General features: G+C 72.7%; 21 protein-coding genes. 13 read left to right on the plus strand and 8 right to left on the minus strand.

What is annotated here, in order from left to right:
* Positions 1 to 4 precede the first annotated feature (4 nt).
* Positions 5 to 1897 carry a DEDD exonuclease domain-containing protein gene (locus ACFQTY_RS15525; RefSeq protein WP_378102204.1) on the minus strand — a complete coding sequence of 631 codons (1893 nt, stop codon included), beginning with the start codon at positions 1895 to 1897 and terminating at the stop codon, positions 5 to 7.
* An 83-nt stretch (positions 1898 to 1980) separates the two neighbouring features.
* On the opposite strand from ACFQTY_RS15525, the gene ACFQTY_RS15530 reads away from it, so the two are divergent.
* A complete protein-coding gene (locus ACFQTY_RS15530) occupies positions 1981 to 2178 on the plus strand; it encodes a hypothetical protein (RefSeq protein ID WP_291762525.1) in 198 nt (65 codons plus the stop codon).
* Positions 2179 to 2191: 13 nt separating this feature from the next.
* Here the strand turns inward: ACFQTY_RS15530 and ACFQTY_RS15535 are convergent, their stop codons facing one another.
* The gene (locus tag ACFQTY_RS15535; protein ID WP_378102208.1) at positions 2192 to 4003 is read right to left on the minus strand and encodes an AMP-dependent synthetase/ligase; all 1812 of its coding nucleotides are present in this window, start codon (positions 4001 to 4003) and stop codon (positions 2192 to 2194) included.
* A 197-nt stretch (positions 4004 to 4200) separates the two neighbouring features.
* Between ACFQTY_RS15535 and ACFQTY_RS15540 the strand changes: the two genes are divergently transcribed.
* Positions 4201 to 5151, plus strand: a complete 951-nt coding sequence (locus ACFQTY_RS15540; RefSeq protein WP_378102211.1) for an ROK family glucokinase — start codon at positions 4201 to 4203, stop codon at positions 5149 to 5151.
* A gap of 13 nt (positions 5152 to 5164) precedes the next feature.
* On the opposite strand, the gene ACFQTY_RS15545 is transcribed toward ACFQTY_RS15540, so the two are convergent.
* Positions 5165 to 5689: a hypothetical protein gene (locus tag ACFQTY_RS15545; RefSeq protein WP_378102214.1), complete on the minus strand. Its 525-nt coding sequence runs from the start codon at positions 5687 to 5689 to the stop codon at positions 5165 to 5167.
* Between the two features lie 99 nt (positions 5690 to 5788).
* Here ACFQTY_RS15545 and ACFQTY_RS15550 point away from each other — a divergent pair, with 99 nt between their 5' ends.
* The 3 genes from ACFQTY_RS15550 to ACFQTY_RS15560 all read left to right on the plus strand — a co-directional run bounded on the left by ACFQTY_RS15550 (position 5789) and on the right by ACFQTY_RS15560 (position 9231).
* Positions 5789 to 6583, plus strand: a complete 795-nt coding sequence (locus ACFQTY_RS15550) for a 1-acyl-sn-glycerol-3-phosphate acyltransferase (RefSeq protein ID WP_291762536.1) — start codon at positions 5789 to 5791, stop codon at positions 6581 to 6583.
* A 75-nt stretch (positions 6584 to 6658) separates the two neighbouring features.
* Positions 6659 to 7882, plus strand: coding sequence for a pyrophosphate--fructose-6-phosphate 1-phosphotransferase (locus ACFQTY_RS15555; protein WP_378102217.1), 1224 nt, complete (start codon positions 6659 to 6661; stop codon positions 7880 to 7882).
* Positions 7879 to 9231: a class II 3-deoxy-7-phosphoheptulonate synthase gene (locus ACFQTY_RS15560; RefSeq protein ID WP_378102220.1), complete on the plus strand. Its 1353-nt coding sequence runs from the start codon at positions 7879 to 7881 to the stop codon at positions 9229 to 9231. Before ACFQTY_RS15555 ends, ACFQTY_RS15560 begins: the two co-directional genes overlap by 4 nt.
* A gap of 104 nt (positions 9232 to 9335) precedes the next feature.
* Here ACFQTY_RS15560 and ACFQTY_RS15565 read toward each other — a convergent pair whose 3' ends face one another.
* Both ACFQTY_RS15565 and ACFQTY_RS15570 read right to left on the minus strand, forming a co-directional pair.
* Positions 9336 to 11414 carry a PASTA domain-containing protein gene (locus tag ACFQTY_RS15565; protein ID WP_378102222.1) on the minus strand — a complete coding sequence of 693 codons (2079 nt, stop codon included), beginning with the start codon at positions 11412 to 11414 and terminating at the stop codon, positions 9336 to 9338.
* A 59-nt stretch (positions 11415 to 11473) separates the two neighbouring features.
* On the minus strand, positions 11474 to 12685 hold the full coding sequence (locus tag ACFQTY_RS15570; RefSeq protein WP_378102225.1) for a LysM peptidoglycan-binding domain-containing protein: 1212 nt from the start codon (positions 12683 to 12685) through the stop codon (positions 11474 to 11476).
* A 192-nt stretch (positions 12686 to 12877) separates the two neighbouring features.
* On the opposite strand from ACFQTY_RS15570, the gene ACFQTY_RS15575 reads away from it, so the two are divergent.
* Positions 12878 to 13291 carry an Rv2175c family DNA-binding protein gene (locus tag ACFQTY_RS15575; protein ID WP_378102228.1) on the plus strand — a complete coding sequence of 138 codons (414 nt, stop codon included), beginning with the start codon at positions 12878 to 12880 and terminating at the stop codon, positions 13289 to 13291.
* Positions 13292 to 13342: 51 nt separating this feature from the next.
* Here the strand turns inward: ACFQTY_RS15575 and ACFQTY_RS15580 are convergent, their stop codons facing one another.
* The gene (locus tag ACFQTY_RS15580; protein WP_378102231.1) at positions 13343 to 14452 is read right to left on the minus strand and encodes a polyprenyl synthetase family protein; all 1110 of its coding nucleotides are present in this window, start codon (positions 14450 to 14452) and stop codon (positions 13343 to 13345) included.
* A 39-nt stretch (positions 14453 to 14491) separates the two neighbouring features.
* Positions 14492 to 15019: a hypothetical protein gene (locus tag ACFQTY_RS15585; RefSeq protein WP_378102234.1), complete on the minus strand. Its 528-nt coding sequence runs from the start codon at positions 15017 to 15019 to the stop codon at positions 14492 to 14494.
* Between the two features lie 199 nt (positions 15020 to 15218).
* Here ACFQTY_RS15585 and ACFQTY_RS15590 point away from each other — a divergent pair, with 199 nt between their 5' ends.
* From ACFQTY_RS15590 to ACFQTY_RS15600, 3 genes are all read left to right on the plus strand, one after another.
* Positions 15219 to 16340: a DUF4192 domain-containing protein gene (locus ACFQTY_RS15590; protein ID WP_378102237.1), complete on the plus strand. Its 1122-nt coding sequence runs from the start codon at positions 15219 to 15221 to the stop codon at positions 16338 to 16340.
* 103 nt (positions 16341 to 16443) lie between these two features.
* A complete protein-coding gene (locus ACFQTY_RS15595; protein ID WP_378102240.1) occupies positions 16444 to 16839 on the plus strand; it encodes a universal stress protein in 396 nt (131 codons plus the stop codon).
* 217 nt (positions 16840 to 17056) lie between these two features.
* Positions 17057 to 18613 (plus strand): RNA polymerase sigma factor, encoded by a 1557-nt coding sequence (locus ACFQTY_RS15600; protein ID WP_378102242.1) that lies wholly within the window; start codon positions 17057 to 17059, stop codon positions 18611 to 18613.
* A gap of 177 nt (positions 18614 to 18790) precedes the next feature.
* On the opposite strand, the gene ACFQTY_RS15605 is transcribed toward ACFQTY_RS15600, so the two are convergent.
* Entirely contained in the window at positions 18791 to 19051 is a 261-nt protein-coding gene (locus tag ACFQTY_RS15605) for a hypothetical protein (RefSeq protein ID WP_378102440.1), read from the minus strand.
* 211 nt (positions 19052 to 19262) lie between these two features.
* On the opposite strand from ACFQTY_RS15605, the gene ACFQTY_RS15610 reads away from it, so the two are divergent.
* From ACFQTY_RS15610 to ACFQTY_RS15625, 4 genes are all read left to right on the plus strand, one after another.
* Positions 19263 to 21392 (plus strand): type IIA DNA topoisomerase subunit B, encoded by a 2130-nt coding sequence (locus ACFQTY_RS15610; RefSeq protein WP_378102245.1) that lies wholly within the window; start codon positions 19263 to 19265, stop codon positions 21390 to 21392.
* Between the two features lie 34 nt (positions 21393 to 21426).
* Positions 21427 to 22236: an ABC transporter ATP-binding protein gene (locus tag ACFQTY_RS15615; protein WP_378102247.1), complete on the plus strand. Its 810-nt coding sequence runs from the start codon at positions 21427 to 21429 to the stop codon at positions 22234 to 22236.
* A gap of 111 nt (positions 22237 to 22347) precedes the next feature.
* Complete coding sequence (locus tag ACFQTY_RS15620) at positions 22348 to 22827, plus strand: NfeD family protein (RefSeq protein WP_378102249.1); 480 nt, start codon at positions 22348 to 22350, stop codon at positions 22825 to 22827.
* A 41-nt stretch (positions 22828 to 22868) separates the two neighbouring features.
* On the plus strand, positions 22869 to 24104 hold the full coding sequence (locus ACFQTY_RS15625; protein ID WP_378102252.1) for an SPFH domain-containing protein: 1236 nt from the start codon (positions 22869 to 22871) through the stop codon (positions 24102 to 24104).
* Positions 24105 to 24117: the final 13 nt, after the last annotated feature.

Consider the following 24117-nt stretch of genomic DNA (forward strand, 5'->3'; position numbering starts at 1 on the left):
GTCATCATGCCGTGCGACGGGCGCCCTCCGCCGCACGCGAGCGCGTCGGACGGCCGGGCGGTCTCGCGCCGCCCGTCGCGGCCTCGGTGAGGTCGCCGACGAGGGTCTGGTCGCCGGTCGGCGGCACGGCGAGCGCGACCGCCACTGCCGCCGCCGCGTCCCGGACGGCCTGGGCCGAGGGGAGGGGGCACGACCACTCGTCGGAGATCTCCACGAGCCGGACCCCGGGCTGCTCGAGCCAGGCGAGCAGCAGGTCCGTCTCCTCCGGGTGCGCGGCGCCCGCCGGCGCCACGGGAGCGTCGACGTGCTCGCCGGTCGCCTGCAGGGTGGCGATCGCCGGGCGCGGGTCGGCACGGCGATCGACGTGGGCCGTCCCTGCGAGCCGTCCGTGGCGGACGAGCACGATCTCCCAGCCGTGGTCGTCCGTCCGACGGGCCGCGACCAGCTCGGCGCACCGGGCCAGCGGCGTGGTGCGCTGCACGCGGGTGGCGCCGCGCAGGTAGGCCGTCAACCGGTCCCGCTCGGCGGCTGCCTCCTCGAACCGCTCCTGTGCGACCAGGTTGCCGATGCGGGTCCCGACGTGGCGGACGACGGCACCGGGGTCTCCCGTCATCGCGGTGCGCAGGGGCTCGGTCGCAGCGGCGTACTGGGCCACGTCCTGCGAGCCGATGCAGGGCGCACCGCACCGGCCGAGCTCCGCCAGCACGCACGCGGACGCGTCGGGCGCTGCGACCGCGGGCAGCCGGCGGGTGCACCGGCGGACCGGGAAGGCCTCGTGCAGCGCCTCGACGGCGAGCTGCGCGGCGGCACCGGAGGCGAAGGGGCCGAGGTAGGCGGCTCCCGGCTCGTCCCGCACCTGGCGCACCACCGAGAGCCGCGGGAACGGCTCCGACGTCAGCCGGACCCATGGCATGCGCTCGGGGGAGCGCGACCGCCGGTTGTACCGGGGGGCGTGCTCGGCGATCAGCCGGAGCTCGCGCACCCGGGCCTCGAGCGGCGTGGCGCAGACGACGGGGTCGACGCGTACCGCCAGCCGCACCATCTCGGACATGCGCGCACGCCGTTCGGCGGAGGTGAAGTACGTGCGGACCCGGCGGCGCAGGGAGGTGGTCGAGGTCCCGACGTAGAGCACCTCGTCACGCGGACCGCGGAACAGGTACACGCCCGGCTCGTCCGGCAGACCGTCCGCCAGCGTCCGCTTGCGACGGACGTCGGCCGGCACCGGGTCGGCGGCGTCGGCCAGGTCCTCCAGATGGGTGACACCGAGCGGCCCCAACCGGCCGAGCAGCGCATGCAGCACGTCCACGGTCGCCCGTGCGTCGTCGAGCGCGCGGTGGTTCGGCGTGGTCGTGGCCCGGAACAGCGCCGCGAGGGAGGAGAGCTTGTGGTTCGGGGCCTCGTCCCGGGTCACCACGCGACGGGCGAGCCGGACGGTGTCGACCACGCGGAACCCGGGCCACGCATGTCCCGTCGCCGAGGCGGCGGCCCGCAGGAACCCCACGTCGAACGGGGCGTTGTGCGCCACCAGCACGGTGCCCCGGGCGAACTCGAGGAACGACGGCAGCACCTCCTCGATGCGCGGTGCGCCGATCAGCATCGACGTCGTGATGCCCGTCAGCACCTGGATGTAGGGCGGCACCGGACCGCCGGGGTCGACGAGCGTCTGGAGCTCGCCGAGCACCTCGCCGCCCCGAACCTTGACGGCGCCGATCTCGGTGATCGCGCTGTCGCCCGGGCGGCCGCCGGTGGTCTCCAGGTCCACCACGACGAACGTGACCTCGGCCAGCGGGGTGCCGACGTCGTCGAGCGTCGGCTGCGTCGCCGTGGTCCCGGCCGGACGCGGGCCGACGGCCGCGGGACCGGCCCACAACGGTCGCGGGCGGTGGTCCGTGTGCATGGCCGGCACGCTAGCCAGGGGCACCGACAGCCCGCCGAGGCGCGCCGGAAGGACGTGTCGGTGGCTCTCGCTAGCGTCGCGCCATGATCATCGACTGCGACGCGTGCACGGCGGGCCCCGCCGCGTGCGCCGACTGCGTGGTGACGTTCCTGATGGTCCCGGCCGGAACGCCGGCGGGCGTCGGGGGCCCGGTCGAGCTCGACGCCGGCGAGCGTGCCGCTCTCGACGTGCTGGCCGCCTCGGGGTTGGTGCCGCCGCTCCGCATCGACCTGACCGGCTGAGCGCACGGCACGTTCAGCCGTGCACCGGACCCTCGTACAGGGCGTCGACCTCGTGCGCGAAGTCCTTGAGGACCTCGGCGCGTCGCACGCTGAGCTTCGGGGTCAGGTAGCCGTTCGCGATGGTGAGGTCGCCCTCGAGGATGCGGTACTTGCGGATCGACTCCGCGCGCGACACCGCCTGGTTGGTCCGCGCGACGGCCTTGTCCAGCGAGGCCAGCACGTCGGGATCCTTGGCCGCGTCCTGCAGGGACATCGCCGGCTTCCCGTGCGCGGCGAGCCACCCCGGGACCCCTTCGGCGTCGAGCGTGATGAGGGCTCCGATGAACGGTCGCTGGTCGCCGACCACCACGACCTGGCTGACCAACGGGTGCCCGCGCAGCCTGTCCTCCAGCACCGCAGGCGCGACGTTCTTGCCGCCGGCGGTGACGATGATCTCCTTCTTCCGGCCCGTGATCCGCAGGTAGCCCTCGTCGTCGAGGGCGCCGAGGTCACCGGTGCGGAACCAGCCGTCGACCAGCGCCGCGGCCGTCGCCTCGGGGTTGTTGTGGTACCCGCGGAAGACGCCGATGCCGCGGACCTCCACCTCGCCGTCGGCCGCGATCCGCACCGACGTGCCGGGAAGGGCGGGCCCCACGGTGCCGATCTTCGACCGGTCCGGCAGGTTCACGGTCGCCGGCGCGGTGGTCTCGGTCAGCCCGTACCCCTCGAGCACGTGCAGCCCGGTACCGCGGAAGAAGTGCCCCAGCCGCTCACCGAGCGGTGCGCCGCCGGAGATCGCCCAGCGCGCCTGGCCGCCGAGCGCCGCCCGGATCCGCCGCAGCACGAGGAGGTCGGCCACGAGGTGCTGGAGCTGCAACCACCGGCTCGGTCCGCCCGGGGTGTCGAGCGCCCGGGAGTAGACGATCGCCGTCTTCGCGGCGCGCTGGAAGATCTCGCCCTTGCCGCCGGTCGCCGCCTTCTGCTCCGCCGAGTTGTAGACCTTCTCGAACACTCGCGGCACCGACAGCACGAAGGTGGGCCGGAACGCCTCGAGGTCGGGCAGCAGCGTCTTGGTGTCGGCCGTGTGCCCGAGCGTCGCTCCCGCCGCGACGGTGAGCACGTGCACGAACCGCGCGAACACGTGCGCGAGCGGCATGAAGAGCAGGGTCCGTGAACCGTCGCCCTGCACCACCACGTTCAGCTTCTCGACGGCGTTGACCGTGAGCTCGTAGAAGTTGCCGTGCGTCAGCTCCGCACCCTTGGGGCGGCCGGTGGTTCCCGACGTGTAGATGATCGTGGCCAGGTCGTCCAGGTGAGCGAGGTGGCGGCGCTGCTCGACCTCCTCGACCGGCACCTGGGCGCCCTCACGCACCAGCGCGGCCATCGCGTCGTGGTCGATCACCAGCACGTCGCGCAGCTGCGGCACCTCGGCGCGGACCTGGTCGACCAGCTCGGCGTGGGCGGCGGTCTCCACCACGAGGAACGAGACGGTGGAGTCGGAGAGGATCCAGTGCACCTGCTCGGCCGAGGACGTCTCGTAGACCGGCACGGTGACGGCGCCCGCCCGCCAGATGGCCCAGTCGAGGAGCGACCACTCGTAGCGGGTGCGGGACATGATGCCGACCCGGTCGCCCGGTTCGACGCCGCGGGCGATGAGGCCCCGGGCGACGGCGGTGATCTCGGCGTCGAGCTGGAGGGCCGTCCTCGTGGCCCACGGACCGCCGTCCGGTGACCGCCGCTCCATGAGGACCCGGTCCGGCGTCGCCGCGACGCGCTCCGCGAAGAGGTCGTTCAGGTTCCGCGACCGATCGACCTCGACCACGAGCGGGGTGGAGGACTCGTCCATGCTGACTCCAGTGGCAGACGACGACGTGTATCGCGAGGATACGGGACGTTCGACCCCCTCTCTCGGGCAGACCTGGCACTTGCCGCGGGGGGCCGCACGTCGTCGACGGCAGGCTGCGGCTCGCCCCACCTCGCGGGCGCTAGCGTGGGCCCGCGCATCGGGACGTCGGTGCGGACGGACGAGGGAACGGGCACCACATGCACGCCATCGGTGTGGACATCGGCGGGACCAAGATCGCTGCGGGCGTCGTCGACGACGACGGTCGGATCCTGGCGCAGACCCGGCGGGACACGGACCCGACCGATGCGGCCACCGTGGACCGGGGTGTCGTGGACGTCTGCCGGGAGCTGATGGCCGACTACGAGGTGGGTGCGATCGGGCTCGCCGCCCCCGGGTTCATCGGCGCCGACCGTGCGACGGTGGGCTTCACGCCCAACCTCCCCTGGCGTGACCACCCGCTGCGCGACTCGGTCGCGACCGCCCTGCGGACCGACGTACCGATCGTCGTCGAGAACGACGCCAACGCTGCCGGCTGGGCCGAGTACCGGTTCGGGGTTGCCGACGGGGTCACCGACATGGTGACGCTCACGCTGGGCACGGGGCTCGGCGGAGCCATCGTGTCGGGCGGCCGCCTGGTGCGCGGTCGGTGGGGTGTCGCCGCGGAGATCGGCCACCTCCGTGTGGTGCCCGACGGGCACGTGTGCGGCTGCGGGCAGCGCGGCTGCTGGGAGCAGTACGTGTCCGGCAGTGCGCTGGTGCGGGACGCCCAGGCGATCGCGCAGCAGCGCCCGGACCGAGCGGCCCGGCTGCTCGAGCTCGCGGGTGGGAAGTGGCGCAAGATCGCGGGCGTGCACGTCACGCAGGCCGCCGAGGAGGGCGACGAGCTGGCCATCGAGCTGCTCACCGACATCGGCCGGTGGGTCGGGCAGGGCGCCGCCTCCGTCGCGGCGCTCCTCGACCCCGAGCTCTTCGTGGTCGGCGGTGGGCTGTCCGCGGCTGGGGATCTGGTGATGGCGCCGGCGCGCACCGCCTTCGTCGAGCACCTGTCAGCGCGCGGGTATCACCCGGAGGCCAGCTTCGCCATCGCCTCGATGGGCAACGAGGCCGGAATGGTGGGCGCGGCGGACCTGGCGCGCCTCGAGTCCTAGCGGTTCGAGTCCCTCAGACGACGGCCCCGGAGTCGTCGTCCTCGTCGCGCCGGTGCGGCATCCGCCAGACGAGCACGGCGAGGCCGGCGGCGAAGACCGCGGCCGCAACCGCGAGCAACCAGCCGGGCGCGTCGGGCCAGGCCAGCACCAGGACGACGAAGAGCACCGGTACGCCGATCGTGGCCGTCCACGCCAGGGTGAGCAGCGGGTCACCACCGAGCACGGGTCCGGGGTCCGGCGGGACGAAGTGGTCGGCGGCGTCGACCGCGGCCTCGGCCGCGTCCTGCTGGGCGGTACCGTCCCAGTCCCGCCCCGTCATATCCGCGGGTCCGAGCGGTTCGTGACCGTCGGTCGTGCGGTGCTCCCGGGCCGCACCGGTCCCGCGGGTGTCCGCTCCCAGCGGGTCCCCGGGCGGGTCGGTGGGTGCGGCCGGCGCGTCGAGGTCGGCGAGCTCCGCGACGATCTGCGCCCAGCGTGCGTCGACGGCGGCCTGGTCCGGCTCGCCGGCGTCGGCGTCGTCGTCGGGACGCTGCGGCATGGATGCACTCTAGAGTCGGACCCAGCAGTCGGCGTGGTGCCCCAGGGCATCGCGACAGGGACGTCGAGCTGCGCCGCTGCCCGGTCGAGGAGTTGAGCGTTGTTCTACTGGTTGATGAAGCGCATCTTCGTCGGACCTCTGCTGCGCCTGGTGTACCGGCCGTGGGTCCGTGGCGTGGAGAACGTGCCGACGGATGGTCCGGCCATCCTGGCGAGCAACCACCTGGCCGTGATCGACTCGTTCTTCCTGCCGCTCGTCCTGTCGCGCGAGATCGTCTTCATCGGCAAGCAGGAGTACTTCACGGGTCGCGGCGTGAAGGGACGGCTGACCGCAGGCTTCATGCGCGGGGTGGGGACCATCCCGGTGGACCGGGGGGGCGGCAAGGCGGGGGAGGCGGCGCTGCGCACGGGACTGCGCCGGCTGGGTGAAGGCGGCCTCTTCGGGATCTACCCCGAGGGCACGCGGAGCCCCGACGGCCGCCTCTACCGGGGGAAGACGGGTGTGGCCCGGCTGGCGCTGGAGTCCGGCGCTCCGGTGATCCCCGTCGCGATGGTCGGCACCAACATCGCCCAGCCGATCGGTCGCACCATCCCCAAGGTGATGCGGATCGGCATCGTGATCGGCGAGCCGCTCGACTTCAGTCGCTACCAGGGCATGGAGAACGACCGCTTCATCCTGCGCTCGGTCACCGACGAGATCATGTACGCCCTGATGAGCATCTCTGGCCAGGAGTACGTGGACGTCTACGCGGCGACCCAGAAGGCGCGGATCGCCACCGGCCACCCGGCGGTGACGGGGGACGCGACGGACCACCTGCCGGCCGCTCCCGGCGGGCGTCCGGTGCCCGACGTCCAGGTACCGGTCGAGCCGCCGACCGCGGAGCCCGGTCAGTAGGATGGCCGGCGCGCCTGGCGCGTCCCCGTGCAGCCTGCTGCTGCAGACCCGTGCTCGATCGAGAGGTGTTCCCCCATGTCGGTCCGTCGCGTCGCCCTCCTCACCGCAGGCGGCTTCGCCCCGTGCCTGTCCTCGGCCGTCGGCGGGCTGATCGAGCGCTACACGGAGATCGCCCCCGAGATCGAGATCATCGCCTACCAGCACGGCTACTACGGCCTGCTGCGCGGGGAGAAGATCGTGGTGGACGAGGAGGGCCGCAAGAAGGCCGGCATGCTGCACCGCTTCGGCGGCTCGCCCATCGGCAACTCCCGGGTGAAGCTGACCAACGCGAAGGACTGCGTCAAGCGCGGCCTGGTCAAGGAGGGTGAGAACCCGCTGCACGTCGCGGCCGAGCAGCTCAAGGCCGACGGGGTCGACGTGCTGCACACCATCGGTGGCGACGACACGAACACGACGGCCGCGGACCTGGCCGCCTACCTCGCCGAGAACGACTACCCGCTCACGGTCGTGGGGCTGCCCAAGACGATCGACAACGACGTCGTACCGATCCGCCAGTCCCTGGGCGCCTGGACCGCCGCCGAGGAGGCGGCCGGCTTCGCGGCGAACATCATCGGCGAGCACCGCTCCGGCCCCCGGATGCTGATCGTGCACGAGGTGATGGGCCGTCACTGCGGGTGGCTGACCGCCGCTGCCGCGTCCGAGTACCGCAAGTGGCTGGACCTGCAGGAGTGGGTGCCGAGCCTGGGCCTGACGCGCGAGCGCTGGGACATCCACGCCGTCTTCCTGCCCGAGCTGGCCCTCGACATCGACGCCGAGGCCGCGCGCCTCAAGGCGATCATGGACACCCAGGGGAACGTGAACATCTTCCTGTCCGAGGGCGCGGGGATGAACGAGATCGTCGCCCAGAAGGAGGCCGCGGGCGAGGAGGTCGCGCGGGACGCCTTCGGTCACGTCAAGCTCGACACGATCAACCCGGGCCAGTGGTTCGCCAAGCAGTTCGCCGCGAAGCTCGGCGCCGAGAAGGTCATGGTCCAGAAGTCGGGCTACTACTCGCGCGCCGCGGCTGCGAACGCCGAGGACCTGCGCCTCATCAAGTCGATGACGGACCTCGCGGTCGAGTGCGCCCTGCGCGGCGAGGCCGGCGTGATCGGTCACGACGAGGAGAACGGCGACCGTCTGCGCGCGATCGAGTTCCCGCGGATCGCCGGCGGCAAGGCGTTCGACGTCACGCAGCCCTGGTTCGGCCGGCTGCTGGCGGACATCGGCCAGCCGCTGGTCGCAGCAGGTTCGCACGCATGAGCGTGGAGCCGGACCCCGGGGTTCTGGAGGGTCTGGACGCCTGGGAGGGCCTCTCGGCCGAGCAGCAGCCCTCGTGGCCGGACGCCACGCGGCTGAGGCAGGTGCGCGAGAAGCTCGCGACCCTGCCGCCGCTCGTCTTCGCGGGCGAGGCCGATGCGCTGCGCGCCAAGCTCGCCGCGGCGGGCCGTGGCGAGGCGTTCCTGCTCCAGGGCGGGGACTGCGCCGAGATCTTCGCCGAGGCGACCGCGGACCGCATCCGCCACAAGATCATGACGGTCCTCCAGATGGCCGTCGTGCTCACGTACGGCGCCAGCCTGCCCGTCATCAAGATGGGCCGGATGGCCGGTCAGTACGCCAAGCCGCGCAGCGCCGACACCGAGACGCGCGACGGCGTCACGTTGCCGGCGTTCCGTGGGGACATCGTCAACGGCTACGCGTTCACGCCAGCCGACCGCACCCCGGACCCGGAACGTCTGCTCGAGGCGTACCACACGTCGGCGTCCACCCTGAACCTGATCAGGGCGTTCACCACCGGTGGCTTCGCCTCGCTCCTGCGTGTGCACGAGTGGAACCGCGGCTTCACCGCCAACCCGGCGTACTCGCGCTACGAGGAGATCGCGGCCGAGATCGACCGGGCGATCCGGTTCATGGCTGCCTGCGGTGCCGACTTCGACGCCCTGCGGGCCGTCGACTTCTACGCCAGCCACGAGGGTCTGCTGCTGGACTACGAGCGGCCCCTGACGCGGATCGACTCCCGCACCGGCCTGCCGTACGACTGCTCGGGCCACTTCCTGTGGATCGGGGAGCGCACCCGCAAGCTGGACGGTGCGCACATCGACTACTTCTCCCGCGTGCAGAACCCGCTCGGGGTCAAGCTCGGCCCGACGACCACGGGTGACGAGGCGCTGGCGCTGATGGACCGGCTGAACCCGAACGGCGAGCCGGGCCGCCTGACCTTCATCACACGGATGGGCGCGGGCCTGATCCGCGACCGGCTGCCCGCCCTGGTGGAGAAGGTGACGGCCGACGGTCGGCCGATCACGTGGGTCTGCGACCCGATGCACGGCAACGGCATCGTCTCGTCGTCCGGCTACAAGACGAGGCGGTTCGCCGACGTGATCGACGAGGTCGCCGGCTTCTTCGAGGTGCACCGGGCCCTCGGGACGGTCCCCGGAGGGCTGCACATCGAGCTGACCGGCGACGACGTCACCGAGGTGCTCGGCGGCACCGAGGAGATCGACGAGGAAGGGCTGTCGCGGCGCTACGAGACCCGCGTCGACCCCCGGCTGAACCATCAGCAGTCGCTCGAGCTGGCCTTCCAGGTGGTGGAGCTGCTCCGCCGCTCGTGATCGCCGCTGGTACGCCGAGGCCCCGTTTCCCTGGTGGGGAGCGGGGCCTCGTCGTAGTGGTGGACCGTCGTCGGTGAGGGTGGCCCGGTCCGGCAGCGGCTGGGTCAGACCACGGACAGCGTGATCGTGGAGCCGCGCGGGGCCGTCTTCCCGTTTCCGCCGGACGGTGTCTGGTCGTAGACGGTGTTCAACGGGTGCGCGCCCAACGGATAGGTGACCGCCACGGTGAAGCCTGCGTCCTGCAGGGTCTTTGTCGCCTTGTCGGCCTTCATCTGGATCACGTTGGGGACCGGAAGCATCTCCTGACCCTTGCTGACGGTGACCTGGACGGTGTCCCCGCGGTGTGCCGTGCTGCCCGCCTTCGGCGACTGGTCCATCACGGTGCCGGCCGGCACGGTGTCGCTGAACGCCTCGCTGGCGGCCACCTTCAGGCCGTCGGCGGCGAGCTGTGCGGTGGCCTGGTCGAGGGTCGCACCGACGACGGTGGTCACCGTCACCGGTGCCGGCCCCTTGGACAGGGACAGGGTCACCGTGGTGCCGCGCTTCACCTGGGCCTTCGGGTCCGCGGCGGCACCGTCGGGCAGCGTCGCCGACAGCACCGACCCGACCGCAGCGGTGTCGTGCCACTGCTCCGGTCCGTAGGCGACCGCGAGGCCGGCCGCCTTCAGGGCCTTCTCGGCATCCGCCTGCATGGCACCGACGACGCCGTCGGGGATCGTGACCAGGTCGACGCCGCGCGAGACGGTGTAGGTGACGGTGCCGGCCTTGCGCACCGGCTGCCCGACCGCGGGGTTCGACCTGAACACCTGGCCGGCCGGAGCGACGTCGTCGTAGGCCTCGGTCCGGACGCCGTGCAGACCGTGGCTCGCGAGGACGGCGAGCGCCTGCTGCTCCGACTGGGCGGTGATCGGCGGGACGGTCGTGTAGGCGCCGGGCCCCTGCTCGACGTACCACCAGCCGCCGTACGCGATGCCGCCGATCAGCAGCACCGCGAGCAGGAGCGCCGGCCAGCGGCGCCACCGTGACCGCCGTTGCGCGGCGACGTCCGTCGCAGCCGGCGACCCCCCGGACCCGCCGGCGGTCGGGCCGGGCGCCGCCGTCCCCAGCCCGATGGGCAGGGCGACGGTGCTGCCCGCCCCGTTGACCGTGGCCAGGGTCGTGGTGACCTGCTCGTCGCGGCCGGCCGCGACGCCGAGGCGACCGCCGCCCTCGCCCTCGCTGCCGAACCCGCCCAGTGCCGACGCCAGGTCCTCGTCGGAGCTCTCCGGCGCGTGCTGCGTCGGGAGGGCGGGGGACACGTCCGCGTGCCGGCCCAGCACCGCCGGGTCCAGCGCGGCGCGCGTGCGCCGCAGGAGCGCCAGGGCAGCACCCGCGTCGACGGGCCGGTCGGCCGGGTCACGGGCCGTGAGCGCCGCGACGAGCTCGTCGACCTCGCTCGGCAGCCACTGCACCAGGTCGGACGGCGCCGGCACGTCGCTGTTCACGTGCTGGAACGCCACCTGGATCGGGGTCGCGCCGGTGAAGGGCTGGCGCCCGGTGAGCATCTCGTAGAGCAGGATGCCCGTGGCGTACACGTCCGTCCGGGCGTCGCTGGCGCCGCGGACGACGAGCTCGGGAGCGAGGTAGGCCACGGTCCCCAGCACCGTCCCCGTGGTGGTGGACGTCACCTCCGTGACCGCGCGCGCCAGACCGAAGTCGGCGAGCTTGACGCGGTCGTCCTCGGCTGCCAGCAGCACGTTCTCCGGTTTGACGTCCCGGTGGACCAGGCCGTTCCGGTGCGCCGCGGTCAGCGCGTCGAGGACCGCCTCGCCGATCCGCAACGCCTCACCCACGGTCAGGGCACCCTGCTCGCCGATCCGGCGGCGCAGGTTCACGCCCGTGACGAGCTCCATCGTCAGGTAGCTCGTCTCGCCGTCGACGCCCTGGTCGAAGACGCTGACCAGGCCGGGATGGGCCAGCCGTGCCGCGGTGCGGGCCTCCCGCCGGAACCGGGCGATGAAGTCCGCGCCGGACGCGCCATCGGCCAGGTGCGGGTGCATCACCTTGAGCGCGACGTCGCGGTCCAGGCGGCGGTCGACCGCCACGTAGACCGTCGCCATGCCACCGCGGGCGAGGCGGGAGACCACCTCGTACCGCCCGTCGACCAGGCGGCCGACGAGCGGATCGGTGACGGTGGCTCCCACGGTGGCGAGTCTACGGGCGCGTTCCGCGGCCCCGGGGGAGGCGTGCAGCGCGGGCGCGGTCAGCGGAAGCGCGTCATCAGGGTCTGGACGTTGGCCACGTAGCGGCGCGTGTCGGGGAACATCCCGCTCTTCTGCACGGACGTGAGCCCCTGGTAGTAGCCGGCGATGGCGCTCGGCAGGTCCGGGGCGGTGCGGACGAGCGAGCGCAGGATCAGCACGCCGGCCGTGACGTTGTCCTTGGGGTCAAGCAGGTTGAGGGACCGGCCCGCCATCTGCGACGCCCACTCGCCCGACGACGGGATCACCTGCATGGTGCCGATGGCATTGGCGGGCGACACGGACGTCTGGTCGAACCCCGACTCCTGGTAGGCCACGGCGAGCGCGAGCGCCGGGTCCACACCGAGGGTGCGCGCGGTGGATGCCACCAGGGCGCGCATCTGGGCGGGCGAGGGCACGCCGGTCGCGAGCAGCGCGGCCTTGTTCACGTTCGCCGCGCCGACGACGACGGCCGGGTAGGTCCGGCCGGCGAAGGTGTCGCCGACCAGCGGCTTCGCGGTGGCGACCGTGGCGCCCGGCACGTCCAGACCCTGCCCGATGCGGATCAGCCCGCGAGAGTCCAGCCCGTTGGCCGCCGCGACGGCCGCCACCGTGGTGCCGAACCGGGAGGCGATCGCCGACAGGGTGTCGCCGGCCGCGACGGTGTACCGGCTGACCGAGGTCGGGGCGCTGACGGCCTTGACCGTCGGGACGGTCGCGACCGTCGCCGAGACCGTGGCCACCGCGGCAGCCGGACCGCCGCTCGCGGACGGGATGGTCAGGACCTGGCCGATCCGGATGAACGCCCGTCCGTCGAGGTGGTTCGCGGCGACGATGGCCGCCACCGAGCTACCGGTGCGCGCGGCGATGTGGGACACCGTGTCGCCCTTGACCACCGTGTACGTGGTGCGGACCGTGCCGGTGGTCGCCGGGGCCACGGCGCGGGGTGCCGGGCCGGGCGACGCGGCAGCCGCGGACCCGGGGATGCTGAGGACCTGCCCGGCGCGGATGCGCGAGGCGTCGGCGAGCGCGTTGGCCCGGCTGATCGCCGCCACGCTGACGCCTGCACGCTGCGCGATGTGGCTCACGGTGTCGCCGGTCCGCACCGTGTACTGCGTGTCGGCGTGGGCGGGCGCGGCCACGGCGACCGTGACGGCGGTCAGCGCGAGGGTGGCTCCCGTGCCGGTCGCGGCACGTCGGCGTGCCGTGGCACGCGCTGTTGCTGTGTCGGTCATGGCGAAGGACCCCCGGCGACAAGATGGTCGGCGCCCCGTGACGCCTGTGACAGATGTGACAGATGTGCACGCTAGTGGAGGGTGAGCCGGTGTGAAAGGTCGAGGTCCGAAGCGTCCCGGTTCGCGGCGTCAGAAGGGTCGCGAGGCAGCGTCACGCGCTGCTCGCCACCTCCGCTCTCGTAGGCTGACCTCGTGACTGACGCGCCTGCTGCGCCCGACGACCTGGTCGACGAGTGGCTGACCCTTCCCGACGTGGCCGACCGGCTGGGAGAGGACGTGGCCAAGGTGCGGCGCCTCGTCCAGGAGCGGCGGCTGATCGCGGTCCGTCGCGGGGAACCGCCCGTCCTCTGCGTCCCTGCACGCTTCCTCGTGCCGGGTCACCTCGCCAACCCGGCCAACGCCGGCGTCCCGGGCACCGGGGCGGCGTGGACCGTGCTGGCGGCGCTGCAGGGCACCTTCACCGTCCTGGCTGACGTCGGTTTCACCGACGAGCAGGCGATCGTCTGGCTGTTCACGCCGACGGACGAGCTGCCCGGCACCCCGATGGACGCCCTGCTCGCAGGACGCAAGACGTTGGTCAGGCGGCTCGCCCAGGCCGAGCTCTGAGCGCGTCCGCCGCGGGCACCCGTTCGGCGCCACGGCGCGGGGCCGGCCTCCTCAGCGCCGACGGTCGACCGCCTGCCGCGCCAGCTCCACCAGGTGGGAACGGGCCGGTTCGCGCCAGCCGCTCGACTCGATGAGTCCGAAGGCACGCCTCGACAGCTCGTCGATCAGTCCTTCCACCTGGGCGGGTGCCCCTGAGGCGGCGATGGCGTCCGCCAGCTGCGACGTCCGCGACGCGTCCATCGTCGCGTCGCCCAGATGCTCCGTGAGCATCCGGCGGGTCGTCTCGTCCCCGGAGGCGAGGGCACGGGCGACCAGGACCGTCCGCTTGCCCTCTCGCAGGTCGTCACCGGCCGGCTTGCCCGTCACCGCCGGATCGCCGAAGACACCGAGCAGGTCGTCGCGCAGCTGGAACGCCTCGCCCAGCGGGAGGCCGATCGCCGCGCAGCGGTCGAGAGCAGCGGCGTCGGCGCCCGCGACCGCCGCGCCGAGCAGCATGGGCTGCTCGACGCTGTAGCGCGCCGACTTCGCCCGCAGGACCTGCCACGCGCGGCGCTCGATCGCCGCGGGGTCGTCGCCCCAGGGCTGGACCTGTGCGGCCAGGTCCAGGTACTGGCCGACCGTCACACCCGACGTCATGCGGGAGAAGAACGAGCGGACGGTAGCCGCGTCCGCCTCGGGCAAGGGTTCGACGGCTTCGGAGAGCTCGGCGTCGCAGGCGACGAGCGCGAGGTCGCCGAGCAGGATCGCGGCGGACATCCCGTACCGGTCGCCGTCGCCGGCCAGGTGGAGCAGCGCGTGCCGCGCCGCGAACGCCCGGTGCGCGGTCGGGCATCCGCGCCGGGTGTCGGAGTCGTCCATCACGTCGTCGTGGAACAGCGCCGCCGCCTGGAAGAGCTCGAGGGCCGCGCCGACGCGCAGGGCGCAGAGCTCCTCAGGGCTGCCCGTGACGCCACCGTGCGCGCGCCAGGACCAGTACGCGAACGCTGCCCGGAGGCGCTTGCCACCGCCGAGCATCGTGCGCAGACCCTCGACGAGGGGCGCCGCCTCGTGCCCCGTCTCGGCCAGGTCGGCCTCGAGCCGGTCGAGGTGCGCCCGCAGCAGGCCGTCCACCTGGCGCCGCACGTCCTCGTCGTCGAGCAGGGGCGGTGCCGAGGCGCTCACCAGGTCAGCGTAGGGGAGCGGCGACCCGCCCCGGGCGGCTCAGACGTGCACGCGGCCGCCGAGCGTGAGCGTGCGCACGCCGTCCCGGTCGAGCACGCCGACCAGGACCAGCTCGGTGCCGTCGGAACGGGAGAACGAGCTCTGAGCCGCGAGCCCGGGGTCGGGCTGGGCCGGCGGCGCCTCGTGGAAGCCCGCGGCGAGCAGCGGCCCGCGTACTGCCGCCAGCAGTCCCGCCGCGTCCTGGGCGCTGCGCAGGTTCAGGCTGATCTGCGTCAGGCCGCCGTCGATCGGCTGCGCCGACGAGACGAGCACGGTGGCCCCGTCCGGCACGGGGACCAGCTGGGTAGGGAAGCCCTTCACGAGGGCGCCGACGCTCGTCCCGCTGCCCGCCTGCTCCGTGAGCAGCGGTTCGGTCGGCGAGGGAGACGATGCGCTGGAAGGTGACCCGAGTCGTGCCGGCGCGCTCGACGCGCACCCGGTCAGGGTCAAGGCCGTCGCGATCAGCGCACCGGCCACGACGATCCTCCGGGCCCCGGGCTGGGGTCCCGGGGCGGTCGTGTGAGGCACCGGGACAGGCTACGCGGCGGGCCCACCGGGTACCGCCGCGAGGCGTCGCAGGACGCCGGTCCGGCGGGGCCGCGACACGTCCGGGGCCGAGCGCTGCGCCGCCGTGCGAGACGACCTTGACACCTGTGCACGACGGGGTGGCCGCCGAACCCTGTGGACAGAGCGTGGTCAGCTGGCGGGCCCGGTGTGGGCTGACCGCATGAGCCTCTCCACCCTGCGCGTGTCCGAGCCCCGTGAGCTCTTGGCGCTGATCCCGCACCAGCTCGGCTTCCGCCCCGCGCACAGCGCCGTCGCCATCAGCCTCCGTCCGCCGCGCGGGCAGGTCGGCCTGGTGATCCGGGTCGACCTGGCCGACCTCGCCGAGCGAGCCGACGGCCCACGCCTCGCTCGGGCTCTCGTCTCCCACCTGGACCGGGACGGTGCGGACCGCTGCGTCCTGGTGCTCTACACCGGCACGGATCCGAGGAGCGGCAGCGAGCCCGCCGTCGCCCCGGCCGTCGAGCACTTCCGGGAGGCCGCGGCGGCGCCCTTCGGCGAGGTACCCGTGTGGGTGGTCACCGATCGCGGCTACCTCGCCCTCGACTGCGCCGACCCCTGCTGTCCCGTCGGGGGGCGTCCGCTCGCGGAGCTGGACGCCACGCAGGTGGGCGCGCAGATGGTGCTCGCCGGTTCGGCCGTCGCCGGTTCCCGGGACGACGTGGCGAGGATCAGGTCGGCCGGTGCCGAGGCACGGAAGGCCGTGGCGCGGGTGCGGCGCCGATGGGTGGCGAGACGGGCCGCCGCGACGTCGGACGCGGCGCTGGAACGATGGCGGCTGGACAGCGTCGGGGCCTGGCGACGTGCGGTGGCCGAGGCCGGCGACAGCACCGTGCGGATCGGTGGTTCCGCGCTCGGGCGCCTCGAGGCCGGTCTGGTCGACCCGCGCGTGCGGGACGCGGTGCTCGTGGCACTCGTCCCCGGGACGGGGTCGCTGCCCGAACGCTCGGTCACGGGAGCGCGGACGTCGGCGGAGGCGGATGCCGGTCTGGCGGACGCGCTCGCGCTGGTGGTCGATCCCAGCCTCGGTGTCAGACCGCCCTCCGGTGCCACGAGGATCCACGAACGCGCGCTCGAGCGCGTGGTGGCGCACGGAGAGCGTGGGCACCAGGAACCGGCGCTGACGTTGCTCGCGCTGCTCGCGTGGTGGCGCGGCGACGGTGCGCGGGCTCAGCTCCTGCTCGCGCGAGCCTTCGAGAGCGATCCGGCGTACCGCCTGGCACACCTGATCGACGATGCCGTCGCCCAGGGGGTCCCGCCCGGATGGGTCCGCGCCGAGGCCTGATCCTGCCGGGCGCGACGCCGCGGGACCGGCTCGTCGTCGGGTCGGTGAACCGGTACCGTCGCCGCAGGTGGCGCGGTGGCCGCCGGTGTTCCGAGGAGGGCGCATGGCGATCGTGGTCGGGTACCTGGCGACGACGGAGGGTCGGGCAGCGCTCGAGGCGGCGGTTCGGGAGTCCCACCTGCGCTCCGAGCGGATCGTCGTGGTGGTCAGCACGCGGCAGGACGAGCCACCGGCGCAGCGCGCCGAGGTGGAGCAGGCGCTCGCGGCAGTCGACCGCCAGCTGGACTCAGACGGCGTGGAGCACGAGATCAGGTTGTTGGACGGTGGCGACGTCGCGGACGACCTGATCGGCACGGCGGAGGAGACCGGCGCGCACCTGGTGGTGATCGGCCTGCGTCGCCGGAGCCCGGTAGGCAAGCTGATCCTCGGCGCCAACGCGCAGCGTGTGCTGTTCGACGCGCCGTGCCCCGTCCTCACCGTGAAGCCCGACCCCGCGTAGACGCCCGATCGTCGGCCGTGGCGATCGTGTGGTTCCGGTGGGAATCCTCGGGGGGCTCCGGCCGTTGGACTCGGAGGCCGCAGGTTCGCCGCCGTCGATCGCCGCCATGAGCGCGGTCACCGGGCCGTGCCCGACGACGGTGGTCGGTACAATATCCATCTGTCTCCACGGATCCGTGACTCGCGGCGCTGCCGCTGAAGTCGCCGAAAGGTCGTTCGTGTCGCCCCAGACCCCGCATCCCGCGCTCCCTCGCGAGTTCGAGCACCCTGCCCTGCAGCAGCTGGTGCGTAACGGCCGTACCCATGGAGCCGTGGACGCCGTCGAGCTGCGCACCGCCTGCGAGCAGGCGGACGTGCAGGACGCACGGCGCCTGAAGGCGGTGGTCCGCGCGCTCGGCACCGTCGGTATCGAGGTTCGCCACGAGCCTCCCGCTGCTGCTCGGCGTGCCGTGGCAGCCACGAGCGCCAAGACCCGTCCTGCCGCGACCGCGACCGTCGATGCCGACGCACCGAAGCCGGCCCGCTCCCGGGCGGCGGGGAAGAAGCCGGCGGCAGCCAAGGCCGCTCGGCCGGTCGCGCCCGTGAAGTCCGCGCCCGCCGACGAGGTGGACGAGGACGAGATCGAGGAAACGGACCTCGAGCCGGGCGCCGAGCTCGAGGTCGGCGACGTCGAGGACATCGCGGTGGAGGTGACCGAGGTCGACGCCGACGAGGTGCCGGCGGAGGTCGTCGCGGACGAGGAGGACGACTCCGAGACTGCAGCACCTGCCGCTGCCGCCGAGGAGGAGACCAGCGAGGACAGCGGCTTCGTCTACTCCGACGCGGACGACGACGACGCGCCGGCCCAGCAGGTCGTCACCGCAGGCGCGACCGCCGACCCGGTCAAGGACTACCTGAAGCAGATCGGCAAGGTCGCTCTGCTGAACGCGGAGCAGGAGGTGGAGCTCGCCAAGCGCATCGAGGCAGGTCTGTTCGCCGAGGAGCGCCTGAACTCCGGCATCGAGATGGATGCCAAGCTCAAGCGCGACCTGCAGTGGATCGCCCACGACGGCCGCCGCGCCAAGAACCACCTGCTCGAGGCGAACCTGCGTCTCGTCGTCTCGCTCGCCAAGCGCTACACGGGCCGCGGAATGCTCTTCCTCGACCTGATCCAGGAGGGCAACCTCGGCCTGATCCGCGCGGTCGAGAAGTTCGACTACACCAAGGGCTACAAGTTCTCGACGTACGCCACGTGGTGGATCCGGCAGGCGATCACCCGCGCGATGGCCGACCAGGCGCGCACCATCCGCATCCCGGTGCACATGGTCGAGGTGATCAACAAGCTGGCACGGGTGCAGCGCCAGATGCTGCAGGACCTCGGTCGCGAACCGACCCCGGAGGAGCTCGCCAAGGAGCTCGACATGACGCCCGAGAAGGTCGTCGAGGTCCAGAAGTACGGCCGGGAGCCCATCTCGCTGCACACGCCGCTCGGCGAGGACGGCGACAGCGAGTTCGGCGACCTGATCGAGGACTCGGAGGCCGTCGTCCCGGCGGACGCCGTGAGCTTCACGCTCCTGCAGGAGCAGCTGCACCAGGTGCTGGACACGCTGTCCGAGCGCGAGGCGGGCGTGGTGTCGATGCGGTTCGGCCTCACCGACGGCCAGCCCAAGACGCTCGACGAGATCGGCAAGGTCTACGGCGTGACGCGTGAGCGGATCCGCCAGATCGAGTCCAAGACGATGTCGAAGCTGCGGCACCCGTCGCGGTCGCAGGTGCTGCGGGACTACCTCGACTGACGCGTACGAGCGAGCACGACGGAGGCCCGGAACCGGATGGTCCGGGCCTCCGTCGTGCCGGCCACCTCCTGAGCCTCCTGGGCGCGGACGGCGTCTGTGCGCCGACATGGCACGAGGCCCGGACCGTGATGGTCCGGGCCTCGTCGTCTGTGGTCGAGAGGCCTGCTCAGGCCGCGGTCAGGCGGTTGCCGCTCCCGCCCCCGCGCCGTGCTCGGCGAGGAGTCGGTCGGTCTCGTCCTGGACGTGCGTCGCCACCGACGCCAGCTTGTCCGCGTGCTCGCGCGCGTGGTGCGCGCAGAACAGCAGCTCGCCGACGGGCAGCAGGACGCGGACGTAGGCCTGGGCACCACACCTGTCGCAGCGGTCGGCTGCGGTCAGCGGGGCGTGCGTCTGGGTCGCGTTCACAAACCCATAGAACCATCCCGCGACAGGATCCATACCGCCGGGACCGGGTGGTTCGCTCATCGCGTACAGAATCGACCGAGGATGTGACCGAGGCGTGACGTCACCGTGACGCCGAAGTGACGTGTGCCACATGACGGACGACGACGTACCGGACTCCGAGACGGTCGGCGCCGGGCGATCCGGGCGCTGCGCGTCACGGCGGGCCTGAACGGGGCCGTCGGAGGCCGCAAGTACCATCGCCCCCGTGACGACCGTCTCCTCGCAGTCCGGCTACACAGCCCGGCACCTGTCCGTGCTGGAGGGCCTGGAGGCCGTCCGCAAGCGTCCTGGCATGTACATCGGCACCACGGACAGCCGCGGGCTGATGCACTGCCTCTGGGAGATCATCGACAACGCCGTGGACGAGGCGCTCGGCGGCTTCTGCCGGCACATCGAGGTCGTGCTGCACGCCGACTCCTCGGTGGAGGTGCGCGACGACGGTCGCGGCATCCCGGTGGACGTCGAGCCGAAGACCGGACTGACCGGCGTCGAGGTGGTCTTCACCAAGCTGCACGCCGGCGGCAAGTTCGGTGGTGGGTCCTACGCCGCGTCGGGCGGTCTGCACGGCGTCGGTGCCTCCGTGGTGAACGCCCTGTCGGCGCGGCTCGACGTCGAGGTGGACCGCCACGGTCGGACCCATCTGATGACCTTCCACCGCGGCGAGCCGGGCCTGTTCGACGACTCGGCCGGACGCGGTCCCGAGTCGCCGTTCCAGCCCTTCGTCTCCGGCTCCGACCTGGCGGTGACCGGCAAGGTGGGCAAGGCGGTGACGGGGACGCGGGTCCGGTACTGGGCGGATCCGCAGATCTTCCCGTCCACGGCGGCGTTCTCCTACGACGAGCTCGCGACGCGGGCCCGGCAGACGAGCTTCCTGGTCCCCGGGCTGGAGATCGTGCTCCGCGACGAGCGGGGGCTTGTCGGCACGCCGGGGGAGCACGGCCCGCACACCGAGACCTTCGTGCACACCGGCGGCGTTGTCGACTTCGTCGAGCACCTCGCACCGGACCAGCCGGTGACGGACATCTGGCGCCTGGTGGGCTCGGGAGACTTCGTCGAGACGGTGCCGGTGCTGGACGAGCGTGGGCACATGGTGCCGCGCGAGGTGACCCGCACGTGCGACGTCGAGGTGGCGGTGCGGTGGGGCACCGGTTACGAGACCGACGTGCGCTCGTTCGTCAACATCATCGCCACACCCAAGGGCGGCACCCACGTCGCCGGGTTCGAGCAGGCGCTGCTGAAGACCCTTCGGGAGCAGGTGGCGGCGAACGCCCGACGGCTGAAGGTGTCCAGCAAGGACACCACCGAGCGGCTCGAGAAGGACGACATCATGGCCGGGCTGACGGCGGTGGTCACCGTCCGGCTGGCCGAGCCGCAGTTCGAGGGGCAGACCAAGGAGGTGCTGGGCACCGGTCCGGTGCGGGGGATCGTGGCGAAGGTGGTCGCCACCGAGCTGGGCGCGATGCTCACATCGACGCGCAACCCCGCCAAGACGCAGGCCGCGACCCTGCTGGACAAGCTGGTGGGCGAGATGCACGCCCGCCTCTCGGCGCGCAAGCAGAAGGAGATCAGCCGGCGGAAGACGGCGCTGGAGTCGTCGTCGCTGCCGCCGAAGCTGGCCGACTGCCGGATCGACGACGTGGCGCGGTCGGAGCTGTTCATCGTCGAGGGCGACAGCGCGCTCGGCACCGCCAAGCTGGCACGCTCCAGCGACTACCAGGCGCTGCTGCCGATCCGGGGCAAGATCCTCAACGTCCAGAAGGCCTCGGTCTCGGACATGCTGAAGAACGCCGAGTGCGCGGCGATCCTCCAGGTGGTCGGTGCCGGGTCCGGTCGGACGTTCGACCTCGAGGCCGCGCGCTACGGGAAGATCATCCTGATGACGGACGCGGACGTGGACGGCGCCCACATCCGGACGCTGCTGCTCACGCTGTTCTTCCGCTACATGCGGCCGCTGGTGGCCGACGGTCGGGTGTACGCAGCGGTGCCTCCGCTGCACCGGATCGAGCTGCTCGGCGGTCGCCGGGACGATCCCGAGCGGTACGTGTACACGTACTCCGAGGCGGAGCTGGCGACCACGCTGAAGAAGCTGGACCGCGCCGGGAAGCGGTACTCGCCGGACATCCAGCGGTACAAGGGCCTCGGTGAGATGGACGCGCAGCAGCTGGCGGAGACGACGATGGACCCGAGACGGCGGACCCTGCGCCGGGTGACGGTCGCGGCCGCCGAGCGCGCCGAGCAGGTGTTCGAGCTGCTGATGGGATCCGAGGTCGGCCCCCGCAAGGACTTCATCGTGGCCGGCGCCGACGCCCTCGACCGCAACCGGATCGACGCATGACCGCATGCGTCTGCCACGATAGGTGCCCGTGCCCATGACCCCCGTCCTCGACCTGCAGTCCGTGACCATCGTCAGAGGCGCGACCACCATCCTCGACGAGCTGTCGTGGACGGTGCAGGAGGGTGAGCGCTGGGTCGTCCTGGGCCGCAACGGAGCCGGCAAGACGACCCTGCTGCAGGTGGCGTCGGGCCGGATGCACCCGACGCAGGGCTCGGTCGACGTGCTGGGATCACGGCTGGGGCGGGTGGACGTCTTCGAGCTGCGGCCGCGGATCGGGCTGTCGAGCGCGGCGCTCGCGGAGCAGATCCCGTCGGGAGAGACCGTGCGTGACGTGGTGCTCACCGCTGCGTACGGCATGACCGGCCGGTGGAAGGAGAGCTACGAGGACGTCGACGAGGCCCGTGCTGCCGACCTGCTGACCGTGTTCGGCGTCGACCACCTGGCCAACCGGTGGTTCGGCACCCTGAGCGAAGGTGAGCGCAAGCGCGTGCAGGTCGCCCGCTCGCTGATGGCGGACCCCGAGCTCCTGCTGCTGGACGAGCCGGCCGCCGGCCTCGACCTCGGCGGCCGGGAGGAGCTGGTCGGTGCGCTTGCGGAGCTCGCGCGGGACCACCGGTCCCCGGTGCTGGTGCTGGTGACGCACCACGTCGAGGAGATCCCGCCCGGCTTCACGCATGCGCTGCTGCTGCGTGCGGGCAAGGCCCTCGCCGCGGGGCCGCTGGCCGAGGTGCTCACCGCGGCGAACCTCTCGGCGGCGTTCGACCTCGACCTCGACCTCGACCACACCGCGGGGCGCTGGAGCGCCCGTGCGCTCGTGGCGGAGGAGCACACGGGCGCCCACTGACGCGCACGTCCGAGCACCGAACCCACCGACGGGTGGGCCCCGGCCGCCTAGGATCGACTGTGCGGCACCCGGCACCGCCGGGCGCTCGTGGGCGCCGAGGGGGTTGCTGTCATGAGCTGGCTGTGGTGGATCGGCATTGCCCTCGTCCTCGGCATCCTCGAGATGGTGTCCGTGGCCCTGGTGCTGGTGATGCTGGCCGGCGGCGCGCTGGCCGGGGCGCTGGCAGCCGCGCTGGGTGCCTCGCTCGGGCTGCAGGTCGTGGTGGCCGGCGTCGTCTCGGCGCTGCTGCTCGCCACCCTGCGGCCGTGGCTGCTGCGGCACTGGCGCAACCGGGTGCCGCTCACCGAGACCAATGCGACCGCGTACGTGGGTCGCGCCGCCCAGGTGGTCTCGCCGGTGACGGACACCGAGGGCCGGATCAAGATCGGCGGGGTGGTCTGGACCGCACGATCCGCCTCCGGCGCCCGTATCGAGCCCGGCGAGGACGCCGTGGTCGTCCGCATCGACGGCGCGACAGCGCTCGTCGAACCTTCCGACCGGGCGGCAGGGTCCGGGTCGGACCGCGATCGTCAGACTCCCACCCGCCCGTGACAGCAGCCTCGCTCACCAGCCAGGTCGATCCAGGAGGATCCATGAACGGCACCAACCTCGGCCAGGCCGCACTCATCGCGGTGGCGGCCCTGGTGGCCATCTTCTTCGTCACGGCGCTGTTCCGGGCCGTGCGGATCGTGCCGCAGGCATCGGCGCTCATCATCGAACGTCTGGGTCGCTACTCGCGCACCCTCGAGCCCGGTCTGCACCTGCTGATCCCCTTCGTCGACCGGGTGCGAGCATCCGTCGACCTGCGTGAGCAGGTGGTGACGTTCCCGCCGCAACCGGTGATCACCTCCGACAACCTGGTGGTCGGCATCGATACGGTCATCTACTTCCAGGTCACGTCGCCGAAGGACGCGGTCTACGAGATCTTCGACTACATCCGCGGCATCGAGCAGCTGACCGTCACCACGCTGCGCAACGTGATCGGGTCGATGGACCTCGAGCAGACCCTGACCAGTCGTGACCAGATCAACGGACGGCTCAACGGGGTGCTCGACGAGGCCACCGGCCGGTGGGGGATCAAGGTCAACCGCGTGGAGCTGAAGGCGATCGACCCGCCGGCGTCCGTGCAGGGGTCGATGGAGCAGCAGATGCGCGCCGAGCGCGACCGCCGCGCGACCATCCTCACCGCCGAGGGTGTCAAGCAGTCGAAGATCCTCACGGCGGAGGGTGAGAAGCAGGCGGCGATCCTGCGGGCCGAGGGCGAGGCGCAGGCCACGATCCTGCGGGCCGAGGGCGACGCACGAGCGATCCTGCAGGTGTTCGACGCGGTGCACCGTGGCGACGCCGATCCCAAGCTGCTGGCCTACCAGTACCTGCAGGTGCTCCCGAAGGTGGCGGCGAGCCCCTCGAACACGATGTGGTTCCTCCCCGCCGAGCTGTCGGGCGCGCTCGGTGCGCTGTCCCGGGCGTTCGGCGGCCCGGCCGTCCCGCCCGCCGAGGGGCCCGCGGGCACCGGTCGGCCGCAGGACTACAACTTCGTGCCGCTGAGCGCCGAGCTGCCGCCCGTCTCGCTGCCCGATCCCAAGGAGGCCCTCGCAGAGGCCCGTCGCGAGTCGGCGGCAGCGACCGCGGACGCCACCGGTGCCGGCGTGATGTCCGGCGTGCCGTTCGACCCGGACGCGGAGGCCGGGCAGCGACCCGGTAGCGCTACGCCCCCACGCACGGCGCCCGGTGCTCCGCTGCCGACCTCGGAGCCCGCCGGCGGCGAACCGGCCGGTGGGGGGACAGAGCTCGGGGGCGAGCGGACCGAGGACGACCCGCGGCCGTAGCCGCCGGGGACCG

Origin of the sequence: Cellulomonas sp. T2.31MG-18 (assembly GCF_964266755.1) — a bacterium.
Taxonomy (GTDB): domain Bacteria; phylum Actinomycetota; class Actinomycetes; order Actinomycetales; family Cellulomonadaceae; genus Cellulomonas.

What these genes read in the sequence shown, in the direction of transcription:
- ACFQTY_RS15530 (WP_291762525.1), top strand. Translation starts at nt 1,981, where the DNA reads ATGATCATCGACTGCGACGCGTGCACGGCGGGCCCCGCCGCGTGCGCC.
- ACFQTY_RS15540 (WP_378102211.1), top strand. Translation starts at nt 4,201, where the DNA reads ATGCACGCCATCGGTGTGGACATCGGCGGGACCAAGATCGCTGCGGGC.
- ACFQTY_RS15535 (WP_378102208.1), bottom strand. Translation starts at nt 4,003, where the DNA reads ATGGACGAGTCCTCCACCCCGCTCGTGGTCGAGGTCGATCGGTCGCGG.
- ACFQTY_RS15625 (WP_378102252.1), top strand. Translation starts at nt 22,869, where the DNA reads ATGAACGGCACCAACCTCGGCCAGGCCGCACTCATCGCGGTGGCGGCC.
- ACFQTY_RS15590 (WP_378102237.1), top strand. Translation starts at nt 15,219, where the DNA reads ATGAGCCTCTCCACCCTGCGCGTGTCCGAGCCCCGTGAGCTCTTGGCG.
- ACFQTY_RS15615 (WP_378102247.1), top strand. Translation starts at nt 21,427, where the DNA reads ATGACCCCCGTCCTCGACCTGCAGTCCGTGACCATCGTCAGAGGCGCG.
- ACFQTY_RS15560 (WP_378102220.1), top strand. Translation starts at nt 7,879, where the DNA reads ATGAGCGTGGAGCCGGACCCCGGGGTTCTGGAGGGTCTGGACGCCTGG.
- ACFQTY_RS15525 (WP_378102204.1), bottom strand. Translation starts at nt 1,897, where the DNA reads ATGCACACGGACCACCGCCCGCGACCGTTGTGGGCCGGTCCCGCGGCC.
- ACFQTY_RS15605 (WP_378102440.1), bottom strand. Translation starts at nt 19,051, where the DNA reads ATGGATCCTGTCGCGGGATGGTTCTATGGGTTTGTGAACGCGACCCAG.
- ACFQTY_RS15545 (WP_378102214.1), bottom strand. Translation starts at nt 5,689, where the DNA reads ATGCCGCAGCGTCCCGACGACGACGCCGACGCCGGCGAGCCGGACCAG.
- ACFQTY_RS15595 (WP_378102240.1), top strand. Translation starts at nt 16,444, where the DNA reads ATGGCGATCGTGGTCGGGTACCTGGCGACGACGGAGGGTCGGGCAGCG.
- ACFQTY_RS15555 (WP_378102217.1), top strand. Translation starts at nt 6,659, where the DNA reads ATGTCGGTCCGTCGCGTCGCCCTCCTCACCGCAGGCGGCTTCGCCCCG.
- ACFQTY_RS15620 (WP_378102249.1), top strand. Translation starts at nt 22,348, where the DNA reads ATGAGCTGGCTGTGGTGGATCGGCATTGCCCTCGTCCTCGGCATCCTC.
- ACFQTY_RS15570 (WP_378102225.1), bottom strand. Translation starts at nt 12,685, where the DNA reads ATGACCGACACAGCAACAGCGCGTGCCACGGCACGCCGACGTGCCGCG.